Consider the following 11,528-nt stretch of genomic DNA (forward strand, 5'->3'; position numbering starts at 1 on the left):
AAGAGATTTTTGATGCGAGTATCATCTTTGTTTTCACCAGCATTTTTGTCACCGACGCTGCTCAGCCTGTGCATCGGTATCGGCCTCAGCACCAGCGCAGCATCGGCTGCGCCATCGGCGGGCCAGTTAGCACAACCTACTTACGCCCCCGTGCAGCAACGGGATAGCGGGCGGATCACCTTGCCTGCAACCACGGGTCTGCATGCGCCGCAAGGTTCAGAGCAGTTGTACGTTGTGCCATCAGGCATCATCGTTGAGGGTGGCTATCCTGAACTGGCGCAAGAAACAGCCCGTATTGAGTCCACGCTCAAAGGCAAGCGCGTTTCGGCTGCCCTGCTATTTGCTGCGGCACGAGAGTTGGAAGCCGCGTATGCCAACGCAGGCTACCTGCTAACGCGCGTCACCTTGCCACCTCAGCAAATTAATGACGGCGCGCCGCTGAGGGTGATTATCACCGATGGCTTTATTGAAAAAATCGATGCCTCCGCCTTTCCGATCACGGCCCGCCGCCGGATGGAAAGCGTGCTGGCTCCGCTTGTGGGAGAAAAACGCCTTACGCGTAGCCTGCTAGAACGTCGTTTACTGCTGGCGGGCGATACGCCGGGCGTAATGCTCAAATCAACCCTGCAACCGGGAAGCAAACCCGGATCCACCGTGTTGATCGTCGATGGGCGTTATAACCCTATCACCGGGAGCGTCTCACTCGATAACGGGCAGTCCGATGAGCTCGGCAAATATTCACTCGGCGTCGGCGGAGAGCTCAACAACATCACCGGTTTGGGCGATCAGCTCTATATGCGTTTGAACGGTTATCCACGCGGCGATGATGCCATCATGGACAGCGAGCCGCGCAGCCGCCAGTTTGCGCTTGGGCTTGTCGTCCCCTTAGGCACCGACGGTTTCTGGCTAAACCTTGAAGGGGTTGATAGCCGCACCAAACCGACATCGGAAACAGCTGTCACCACCCGCGATCGGTATCACCGTTTTTCAACCCGCGTGGGGTACCATTGGCTGCGCGCCCGCGATATCAATACCTCGACGCTGGTGGCTTTTGATATTCAGAATGAGCAGCAGGATCTGCAACTCAACAATCTCGATATCCCGTTTACACAGGATAAGCTCCGCATCTTGCGTGTGACGCAGTCGTTCGATGCCACAACGGATTACGCCTCCCGCTTTTCTTCCTCCCTGACCGCCTCTTTCGGCATCGATGGGCTCGGAGCCAGAAAGGGAAGCGTTGACCTCCCCATGAGCAAAGACGGTGCCAAACCCGATTTTCAAAAATTGGAATTGACCATGAACTACAGCCAGGGGTTGGCTGACGGCAAGGTGCAGCTCTCACTGGCTGGATTGGCACAAACGGCATTTAACAACGTATTGCCCTCTTCCGAGCAGGTCTCTATGGGCGGTTCAAGTTGGATCTCCGCTTTCGACGCTGGCACGATGAGCGGTGACAGTGCGTTGATAGGGCGCGCAGAAGTGGGTCTGCCACAGCCATTAGGCGCATTTTCCTGGGCACCAACCTTTGGAAATGCACTGATGCCTTACGCCTTTGGCTCACTGGGCACCGTTGGGCTCTCAAAACCGACAGCGTTAGAACAAAAAGAAGTGCACGGTAGCGCTTACGGGCTGGGTTTACGTCTGAGTACCAGCCAGATAGCCAGCCCTAACAGCGCCATGGTCTCCGTTGAATATGCCCGAGGTAAACAAAGCGGCGAACCCGATGACGATCGTGTCAATCTGCGCGTGCTAACCTTCTTCTGATCCCTTTGTTAATCCGCATGCCTTATAGGTATGCGGATTTTTTCCGCACTCCTCACCGCAACCACAGGCATATACCACCACGTAGCGATCTCTACTGATTACCTACCACTTTATTATGGGATTAGATTTTTCACTCAGATACATTTTGGCTACATCTCTTCATTAGAAACGATTAATTAGTGATAAATTGCCCATTTTACCGCTATACGCTCCACTAGACTGCACCCAACGATTGCCATATTGCACTCTACCTATGTGATATTTCTATTTGGAGTTGAAGAGACTCAATGCTCCGTGACAGTTGATGTGGGCGCACTGTGATAGATACCTATTTACACATCATATTAAATAGCGGTCACACAGGGAAAGGTGTAGCAGATAGGTTGACACAAACTACCGCATTCAATTGCAGATACTTTATCAGGTGGTTTTTATTTCCCTATTCTTTAACGTAATCATTTTATCATTATCATTAAAAGCAAGGTACAACGTATGGCTGTTATATAGCATCTTACTTCAGCATCACTCTATAGAGGGCCAAAAAAAACGCCCCATTATAATATGTTAAAAAATATTGCAGAGATAGATTATTGCCTGGCTACTTCACCCTCAAAAGGTTCCCTAGAATGAAAAAAAATAGATTGCTGTTTTATATCGTACTGGCGATTATCCTAGGTATTATCGTCGGTGGAGCTTGTCACACGTACCTGCGTATTGATGAAGCCAAAAATATTGCTTCATATTTTAACCTGATCACCGATGTATTCCTCCGTCTGATCAAAATGATCATCGCACCGCTGGTATTTGCCACTCTGGTTTCAGGATTAGCCAGCATGGGAAATTCCTCATCTGTAGGACGCATTGGTTTAAAAGCCATGGCGTGGTTTGTCAGCGCCTCTCTCGTTTCACTGTTCATCGGTATTCTGTTCGCAAATATATTTCAACCAGGCGTCGGTATGAACCTGGAGATCCCGGCGGCAACAGCCACAATTGATACTGGGATGAACGTGACAGGCTTTACGCTGAAAAGTTTTATTAGTCATATCTTCCCACGCAGCATCGTCGAAGCCATGGCAAATAATGAGATCTTACAAATTCTCGTGTTCTCATTGTTTTTTGGTTCTGCGTTAGCTTACGTCAAAGGGCAAAGTAAGCACGGCGTAAGCATGGAAAAGATGATTGAAGAATTGGCCAAAGTGATGTTTCGTATCACTGACTACGTGATGCGCCTGGCTCCGCTTGCGGTCTTCTCCTCGCTCGCATCGTCAATCACAACACAAGGAATGGGCCTGCTGTTTGATTTTGGTAAATTGATTGGTGAGTTTTACCTCGGTCTACTGCTGTTGTGGGCATTGATGCTGGGCGTCGGTTCATTGTTTCTGGGTAAAAATGCAACGTGGAATTTAGCGCGATTGTTACGTGAACCGTGCATGCTGGCATTTGCTACCGCAAGCAGTGAAGCGGCCTATCCTAAAACCATGGATGCACTCGATACTTTTGGCGTGCCGAAGAAAATCACCAGTTTCGTTCTGCCATTAGGGTATTCGTTTAATCTTGTGGGTTCCATGATCTACCAAGCGTTTGCCATCCTGTTTATCGCTCAGGCTTACAACATCCATCTGGATCTGTCACAGCAAATCATGATTCTTCTGACGCTGATGATAACAAGCAAGGGAATGGCAGGTGTCGCTCGTGCAGCCGTTGTTGTCGTAGCCGCGACATTACCGATGTTCAATTTACCGGAAGCTGGCATTTTGCTCATCATTGGTATCGATCAGTTCCTTGATATGGGGCGTACAGCGACCAACGTCATTGGAAATGGTATCGCTACCGCTGTCGTTGCCAAACTGGAAGACGATTATGACCATTCCGAAGAGGAAACAATATTGGTAATGGCAGAAACAAAATCCAGCTGATTTATACATAGAAAAATCGAAACGATAATAGACGTGCTATTGCCCGCCTATTATCGTGCGAATGGAGACGAGATACAGTGATTAATGTAATGATTGTTGACGATAATATGCCGGTCGCAGAATTAAACCGGATCTACGTCAACCATGTTCGCGGATTTAACTGCTCAGGAATAGCCTCTTCGCTCATACAAGCAAAATGTTTCTTAGCACAGGATGAACCTAAGGTCGACCTTGTGCTACTCAATCAAAACATCCCCTATACCCATGAAGGCAGCTTACTTTCCGAGCTGTGTGAGGAGAATGACCATGTCCATGTCATGCTTATCGCTTCCAAAAAAGACTGTCATATCCTCAACCAAAAAGATGCCCCGTATGCTCACCGCATGGTTGATTGGTTATTAGCGCCTTTTCAATTCACCCGGCTTGAGCATAATTTAAGTGCCTATCGGGAAAAATTAGCGGTATATAGACAATGGGCAAGTGATACACCCGTTTTAATCCCAACAGCATCACGTGCATTACCCAAAGGGCTAACGAACGTGACATTACGCATCGTGTTTGCTTGGATTAAAAGCAATCAAGAGCAAGCCTTCTCCACCAAAATGCTGGCAAACGCTATCGGTTTATCATGCGTATCTTGTCGAAAATATCTGCTCTACCTTTCTGAAAAACAGATGCTTACTGCACAGTTTCACTATGGCACCTCAGGAAGGCCTATGTATATGTACCGCTTATTCTCTCATTCCGCTCAGTAATCAGCATAGTAGCGCTATCACCGGGAGCGTTGGCGAATACCGCCACCTAACGGTTTGTTCTGGTTCACCTTCGCAGCCAATGTATCTTGCAGAGCCTTAATCTTAGAAGATATCTCCTGCTTGCGGGCTGGTGCCTCATGCTGAGCCGAAGCGTGGTCAGTAACAGGCGGTCGCGCATCAAAACGCTTAGCCATCTCACGCACATGTCCCGCGCCAGGGCTGATGGTGCGACGGGTAGCGGACAGGTTGTTGGAGGAAGCCCGGGAAGAGGCATGATGCGACACAGCGGGGGCGTCCGATGCGTTCAGCGCGCCATTAGTCTCGACACGCTGCCACGTTGTCGGTTGCGCCAGATCGCTGACAGGATATTTCGAGATATAATTCCCGGAGGCATCGACTGAAACAAATGCCTTAAACCGCTCAGCGTGCTCGCCGGAGAGGAGTAATTTTGCCTGGGCTTTATCACCATTGAGAAAACTTTTAACGGTATTACCCGTCATCATCGCGCTGATATTGCGTTGCGGATTTGCGGTCATTTTTTGGCATAGATCGGCCAGGCTAGTGAACGTTAGCGTTTCGTCTCGCAAAACCTTCATAGCGGTTTCACCACGGAACTCCCCATTAGTGCCAACACGCGTGTCAATCTTCACTCTGGAGATCGCCCGTCCTTCCATCGGGTTGGTGATAAATAAAAGATCGTTGCCCTGCCGAACCAGCGAAATAGGCTTCTTGAAATAAATGTAATCGCCCTGGCAACGAATATTGTCGCTGCTAAACAAATGGCTCGTTGGGTTTTTGACGAGGTAATCAAAAATCATTTTTTTATCTTTATCGCTGTCACTATCACCAGGAACTGGATTTCCGTCGTTAAGCAGCGGACTCAAAATGCTTTTTGGCGTCACGGTATTCGCACGCTCGCCAGAGACTAGGCCTAATAGCAGCGTATTGCACTGTGCCGTCGCATCAGCAGCGTATGCCTTTTTCGTCGGCATACGCGCAGGGGTAGAGGCACCCGCCCCCCATTTCATCGCGATGCTCTTGAAAACCTCACCGATACCGACAAACGCATTTTTTACCGCATTAGAAAAGGTGCAAGAGTTGTTGCTGATGCCCGATAAGAGCCGTTGCAGTTTGCCTTTGGGTTCCGCTTTTTTTGGCTCAGTACGGGTAGTCATATCACCGTCACCGACGCGGGTGGTCGTTGTTCCATTCACTCGTGGTGATAGAGTGACTCCGCCATTTTTTATCATCATTACGCTTGTACCTTTCGTTGATTACTGATCATTTCACGACTAACGGCTATGTAAGTCGCCAAGACAGCGACAACATTCGTGACGATGATTATTTCATAACCAGCACAATGAAATTTTAAGGGAACGCCTTTACGCGATGAGGCGTAAACAAAACGCCTATCACGTATAGGGTCGGGCTTGAAGCGTGCGCTTGCGGAAAGATCTCTGTCACAAGGAATTTTTACCGGAACCGATCGTCACCCTCTTCCGACTTTGGCCCCATTTGCTATACTGCGAAACATTAAAATACAAACAATTAACAGAACGTAACACCGAATTCCATCGTGTATTCTCGGTGTTAATCACGACCTTCGCAGCAAAGGCAGGCGAGAGTGAATAGAGTTAACATGTTGGGTTACCGCTGTACGGTAGGTCTGCTTTTTCTTGGTTCACTGCTTCAGCCAGTACGGGCGAATGTGTCGGATCCGCTTCTCGCCCCCACTGTCGCCAGCGATACGCCGATGAACCGCACCGATAATCAAGCGCGCGGCATTTTGGTCGCGGTCGATCAGGCCACCCTCTCCAGCGATCTGCCGGGACGCATTGTCGAGATGCCGTTCAAGGAGGGGGAAGCGTTCAAAAAAGGCGACGTAGTCGTGCGTTTTGATTGCGCCATTTATCAAGCCCAGCTCAACGCATCGCAAGCGGCAACGCGGGCGGCAGAGGCTGAACTGAACCAAAATCAGCAGTTGGCCCAGTTGAAATCCGTTGGTAAACACGCCGTGGCATTGTCCGCCGCCCATCTTGCGCAGGCGCAAGCGGAAAGCCAGGTGTACCAGATTCAGGTCAATCGTTGTCGCATCAACGCCCCCTTCGACGGACAAGTCGTTAAACGCCGCGCTCAGACTTATGAGAGCGTCGCGCAGGGCGCACCGCTGCTGGATGTCGTGAACAACCGCCATCTGGAAATTAATTTACTGGTTTCGTCACGCCTGCTGTCAGTGTTAAAACCCGGTTTAACCTTCACGTTTACACCCGACGAAACCGGCAAACCGCTGCAAGCCACAGTAGCAAGACTGGGTGCGCGCATTGATGAGAGCAGCCAGACCCTCGGTCTGACCGGATCCCTGGCGCATCCCGATCAGAGCCTGATGGCAGGAATGAGCGGTACTGCGCAGTTCCCGGAGGCGAAGTGACCAGCCCCGCCTCGCCTACCACGGCCAGTGCCGCGGTATTCGCCCGTTTTCTCGACGTCGAAAGGCAGGCTCGTGCGGCGGCCACCAGCGAAGAACTGGCCTACTGCATCGTCAACGATAGCCAACCGCTGTTTGGCTTTCGCCATGCCGCCCTGATCGTCAATGGACGGGTACGCGCAGTGACCGGCGTTACGCAACCGGCGCCCCATGCGCCGTTTGTCGCGTTTATCGAGCGAGCTTGCACCCAGTTGCAAGCAGCAGATAACGACACATTTCGGCAATGCTCGGTGATCGAAGCCACACAGCTTGATGAGCAGAGCCGTCGTGACTGGCAAGCGTTATCCGCTCCCGAAGCGCTGTGGTCGCCGCTAACCGATCGTAAAGGCAACACCTTTGGAGCCATCTGGTATGCGCGTGAGCAACCGTGGCAGAACGCCGATCGGGTTCTGGCAGAGCAGCTTGGCGGGGCCTTTAGCCACGCCTGGCTGGCGCTTGAGCCGCAAACCTCGCGCTGGCGCAAGCGCCGGGCTGGCTGGAAAATCGCCGTGCCACTGCTACTAATAGTTGCCTGCCTGTTTATTCCGGTGCGTCAGTCTGTGCTCGCACCCGCGGAAGTGGTCCCTCATCAGGGCCGCGTCGTGGCGGCTCCGCTGGATGGCGTGATTCAATCTTTTGTCGTGCAACCGAACCAACGCGTCCATCAGGGTGATGTGCTGGTGCGTTTTGATGACACCACCCTAAAAGCGCAAGCTGACGTGGCGGAGCGAGCACTCAACGTCGCCGAAGCGGAATACCGCGCTAGCTCGCAGCGTGCGTTTCAGGATGCGGATTCCAAAGCGCGTCTGGACTTCCTGTCTGCTCAGGTAGCGCAAAAGCGCGCCGAGCGTGATTATTCCACTGCCCTGCTTAACCGAGCGGAGATTCGGGCCGACCGTGACGGTATCGCCGTATTCGCCGACGCGGACCGTTGGACGGGTAAACCCGTGCGCACCGGCGAACGGTTGATGGAACTGGCGGACCCGATGCTGGCCGCATTGCGTATCGAGCTGGATGTCGGCGATGCCATTCAATTGCAGCAGGATGCACCGATTACGCTGTTCCTCGACAGCGATCCCCTGACGCCCCACGCGGCGCAGTTGTCGCGTATCGCCTATGAATCAGAGCAGACACCGGCAGGGAATCTGGCTTACCGACTGGATGGTCGCTTTACCGACGCACCGCCGCGTATTGGCCTGCGCGGTACGGCTAAACTGTCTGGCGACTACGTTCCATTGGCGGTTTATCTGTTCCGTCGGCCGCTGGCCGTGATCCGTCAGGCTATTGGGCTATGAATCCGCTGTTGCCAGCACTGCGCGCCGATCTTCAATTGACAGAATCCGCCCCCGGCAGCAACGGCGCACCACAATGGGTGCTTTCCGATCCGATCACCGGGCGTTACTTCACGCTGGCACCGTCCGCGATCCGGATGCTGCGCTATTGGTCGCTGCGCCACCCGCAGCAGATTCTGGCCGCAGCCAATCAGGAACCGGGTTTGCCGCTGCGGGTAAAGGAGCTGGAGCAACTGTTGCAGTTTCTGCGTCAGCACGATTTGGTCAGTTCCGGGGATGCCGAGCAGCGCCAACGCTATCTGGACAAAGCGCGCGCCCTGCATACCCGTTGGTGGAAAAAGATACTGCATCAATATCTGTTTTTTCGCATTCCGCTGTGGCGTCCGGACCCGATTCTCAATCGTTGCTGGCCCTGGTTACAGCGCTATGGCACGCCTTTTCTCATTGGCGTGTTTCCGCTGCTATTGGCGTTGGGCCTGTTTCTGGTCAGCCGTGACTGGGTGCGCTATACCCACGCGTTTCCTCATCTGTTCAGCCTGTCCGGTATGGCCGTATTCGGTGTCTCTCTGGTGTTCGCCAAATTTTTTCATGAGCTAGGCCACGCGTTTATGGCGAAGCGCGCTGGCTGCCGGGTGCAGAGCATGGGGGTGGCCTTTATTGTCATGTTTCCCTTGTTTTATACTGACGTCAGCGATGCCTGGAAACTTAAAGATCGGCGCTCACGCCTGTTGATTGGCGCTGGCGGCATTCTGGCCGAAATGCTGCTGGCCGGGATTGCACTGTTGGTTTGGGCATTGCTGCCCGATGGCCCGATGCGCACCGCGGCCTTTATGCTTTCCAGTGCAACCTGGGTCACCACGCTGGCGGTAAACCTGAACCCCCTGATGCGCTTTGACGGTTACTTTTTACTGAGCGATTTCTGGCGCGTGGAAAACTTGCAGGAGCGTGCTTACGCCCTATGCCGTTGGCGACTGCGTGAAAGCCTGTTTGGCTACGGACATCCGCCGCCGGAAACCTGGTCGCCTGACCTGCAACGTAAACTGCTTATCTGGGGATACGCCTCGTGGATCTGGCGTTTCTTCCTGTTCTTTGGCATCGCATTGGTGGTGTACCACTTTTTTATCAAGGTGATCGGTATCGGCCTGATGCTGATTGAGATCGCCTGGTTTATTGCGTTGCCTATCTTAAAAGAAGCTTATATCTGGTGGTCTATGCGGTCATCCATACAGCCTGCATCCCTGCTGCGCGTCATCCTGTTTTGCCTGTTGGCGCTGCTTGTCCTGCTTTATCCCTGGCGCGGTAGCGTGCATATCCCGGCAGTACTGGAAGCCGCCAACGTCAGCACCCTTTACTCACCGCTGCCCGCACAGGTAAAACGCCTCTATGTTACCGATGGTCAGCAGGTTAATGCCGGAGATATCCTGCTGGAGCTGGGATCCAGCGACCTCGATTATCGCCTCGATATTGAACGCCAGCGTATTGCACTGTTGCAACAGCAGTTACGGCGGGGAGCCGCTCGTCAGGAGACGGCCAGTGAAACGCAGGTGTTCGACAGGCAATTGGCGGAATCACTGGCTCGCTACCGGGGCTTGGCTGCGCAACAGCAACGCCTGGTGCTACGCGCACCGCAAGCCGGGGTAGTGCGTGACATTGCCCGGGATACCACCCTTGGCCGCTGGGTAACCGCGGATACGCCCCTGTTACGGGTCATAGACCCCCTTCAAGGACGAGTGATGGGTTATATTCCCGAAGATCGCCTGACACGCGCTCAGCAAGGTATGGAGGGCGTCTTCCTCGCCGACGACCCGGCCTTTCCACGTCAGGCAGTGCGCTTAGCCACGATTGCGCCTACCGGTAGCGCTTATTTGCAACAGGAAATGCTGGCGTCTGACCGCCATGGCCCCATTGCTGTTCGCCGCGACAATCAGCAATATCCCCAACCGGTACAGGCGCACTACAGCGTGCGCTTCACGCTGATGTCGCAAACCCCATTGCCACAGCAACCTTTACGCGGCAGCGTTATTTTACAAGGCGAGAAAGAATCGTTGTTGGGTGCAGCGTGGCGACGTATCGCAGCGTTGGGAATAAGAGAGAGCGGATTTTAATTTCAGATAAAAAATCATCACATGTAATTACATTTCAATGCGTTACCTATTTTATTAGATAATGAATACCACACATTAACTGAGATAATTCGGTTATTCCCGCGTACACCCCCTATCAAGCCTGGGAGTGTTTTAAATAAATTAAAATTTTTTCTCTAACACTAACAAATTAAAAACGCTGAGCTATGGTGTTTAGATAGCCATTATTTCTGCATTTTAGTCCTTATTTAAAATAATAAGAAAGCTAATCATTTTTGTACATCCATGTTGTTCCCTAAAGACGAGTTTTTCGCAAGGAGAGTCAATATGAAATTCACTGCATCGTTATTTGCCAAAACTGCGCTGGCAACCTCTCTGGCTGTTGTCTTACTGCACCCGGAAGAGGCTTCTGCATGCGCGGCAGACCCGCTAACCGGGTCTGTCTGCTATATGGTCACCGATTTCTGCCCGCAGGGATACCTGCCCGCACAAGGACAAATTCTCTCGATCAATGCCTATCAGGCGCTTTTCACACTGGTCGGCAACACCTTCGGCGGAAACCAGGCACAAGGCACCTTCGGTATTCCTGACCTGCGCGGCAGGAGTGCTGTCGGCGTCGGCCAAGGGCCGGGGTTGAGCACCATCACCCGTGGGCAAGTGATGGGGACGGAAAGCATCGCGCTCAACACCAGCAATCTGGCACCGCACACCCATGTCGTCACCAAGGTGCAGCCGACTGCGGATAACGTCACCATACCGGCCGTGCCAGGTACGCTGAGCGTCACCGCCAGCCTGCCGCTTTCCACCACGATACCCAGCAGCGGCACCGCCGTACCCGCGGCAGGGACTAACTATCTGTCAGTGATAAGCGCCACGGTGCCAGTGGGTGCCGGCAACCAGAATGCCACTTTCAAAGGGCCTTATGTGCAGACCAAACCACCTGTCGGTTCCAAGCTGGAGGCCGATGTTGCCGTTACGGGTTCGCCTACCATCCCGGCGTTTTCGTTCAAGGTGCCTGACGTCTCAGTCGGCGTGACCGGCTCCGGCGCGGCCTTCTCGGTTCGAGACCCAGCGTTAGGGCTGACCGCCTGCATCGCCGCACAAGGAATTTACCCACAGCGTCAGTAAGTGTTATTCCCTATCGACCCTATTGGCAACATCAGGTCGATAGGGTTTTTTTTGCAATGATCTGCCACTCACGGTTATTAACCTGGCATTGCCAAAAGACGCTCTATTTTTTTAGCACCGATTGC

At 52.7% G+C, this 11,528-nt stretch carries 8 protein-coding genes; 7 read left to right on the top strand and 1 reads right to left on the bottom strand.

All coding sequences use genetic code 11. The features are described from left to right. The first annotated feature begins 12 nt into the window (after window positions 1–12). From J5067_RS11825 to J5067_RS11835, 3 genes are all read left to right on the top strand, one after another. The gene (locus J5067_RS11825; RefSeq protein ID WP_264651192.1) at window positions 13–1,764 is read left to right on the top strand and encodes a ShlB/FhaC/HecB family hemolysin secretion/activation protein; all 1,752 of its coding nucleotides are present in this window, start codon (window positions 13–15) and stop codon (window positions 1,762–1,764) included. A gap of 626 nt (window positions 1,765–2,390) precedes the next feature. Then, window positions 2,391–3,680 carry a dicarboxylate/amino acid:cation symporter gene (locus tag J5067_RS11830; RefSeq protein WP_264644054.1) on the top strand — a complete coding sequence of 430 codons (1,290 nt, stop codon included), beginning with the start codon at window positions 2,391–2,393 and terminating at the stop codon, window positions 3,678–3,680. Window positions 3,681–3,769: 89 nt separating this feature from the next. Then, the gene (locus tag J5067_RS11835) at window positions 3,770–4,435 is read left to right on the top strand and encodes a two-component system response regulator DcuR (protein WP_264651193.1); all 666 of its coding nucleotides are present in this window, start codon (window positions 3,770–3,772) and stop codon (window positions 4,433–4,435) included. Window positions 4,436–4,452: 17 nt separating this feature from the next. On the opposite strand, the gene J5067_RS11840 is transcribed toward J5067_RS11835, so the two are convergent. Continuing rightward, entirely contained in the window at window positions 4,453–5,688 is a 1,236-nt protein-coding gene (locus J5067_RS11840; RefSeq protein WP_264651194.1) for a hypothetical protein, read from the bottom strand. A 386-nt stretch (window positions 5,689–6,074) separates the two neighbouring features. On the opposite strand from J5067_RS11840, the gene J5067_RS11845 reads away from it, so the two are divergent. The 4 genes from J5067_RS11845 to J5067_RS11860 all read left to right on the top strand — a co-directional run bounded on the left by J5067_RS11845 (window position 6,075) and on the right by J5067_RS11860 (window position 11,403). Further along, a complete protein-coding gene (locus J5067_RS11845) occupies window positions 6,075–6,863 on the top strand; it encodes an efflux RND transporter periplasmic adaptor subunit (RefSeq protein WP_264644369.1) in 789 nt (262 codons plus the stop codon). Beyond that, window positions 6,860–8,194, top strand: coding sequence for an efflux RND transporter periplasmic adaptor subunit (locus tag J5067_RS11850; RefSeq protein WP_264627906.1), 1,335 nt, complete (start codon window positions 6,860–6,862; stop codon window positions 8,192–8,194). The genes J5067_RS11845 and J5067_RS11850 overlap by 4 nt, the downstream gene beginning before the upstream one ends. Then, window positions 8,191–10,296: an HlyD family efflux transporter periplasmic adaptor subunit gene (locus J5067_RS11855; RefSeq protein ID WP_264651195.1), complete on the top strand. Its 2,106-nt coding sequence runs from the start codon at window positions 8,191–8,193 to the stop codon at window positions 10,294–10,296. Before J5067_RS11850 ends, J5067_RS11855 begins: the two co-directional genes overlap by 4 nt. 306 nt (window positions 10,297–10,602) lie before the next feature. Continuing rightward, window positions 10,603–11,403 carry a phage tail protein gene (locus J5067_RS11860; RefSeq protein WP_264628213.1) on the top strand — a complete coding sequence of 267 codons (801 nt, stop codon included), beginning with the start codon at window positions 10,603–10,605 and terminating at the stop codon, window positions 11,401–11,403. Window positions 11,404–11,528 lie beyond the last annotated feature (125 nt).

It is taken from the genome of Candidatus Symbiopectobacterium sp. NZEC151, from assembly GCF_025962655.1.
Lineage (GTDB): Bacteria > Pseudomonadota > Gammaproteobacteria > Enterobacterales > Enterobacteriaceae > Symbiopectobacterium.

Coding starts and splice junctions, on each gene's coding strand:
- J5067_RS11825 (WP_264651192.1), top strand. CDS start 13: ATGCGAGTATCATCTTTGTTTTCACCAGCATTTTTGTCACCGACGCTG.
- J5067_RS11830 (WP_264644054.1), top strand. CDS start 2,391: ATGAAAAAAAATAGATTGCTGTTTTATATCGTACTGGCGATTATCCTA.
- J5067_RS11835 (WP_264651193.1), top strand. CDS start 3,770: ATGATTGTTGACGATAATATGCCGGTCGCAGAATTAAACCGGATCTAC.
- J5067_RS11840 (WP_264651194.1), bottom strand. CDS start 5,688: ATGATGATAAAAAATGGCGGAGTCACTCTATCACCACGAGTGAATGGA.
- J5067_RS11845 (WP_264644369.1), top strand. CDS start 6,075: ATGTTGGGTTACCGCTGTACGGTAGGTCTGCTTTTTCTTGGTTCACTG.
- J5067_RS11855 (WP_264651195.1), top strand. CDS start 8,191: ATGAATCCGCTGTTGCCAGCACTGCGCGCCGATCTTCAATTGACAGAA.
- J5067_RS11860 (WP_264628213.1), top strand. CDS start 10,603: ATGAAATTCACTGCATCGTTATTTGCCAAAACTGCGCTGGCAACCTCT.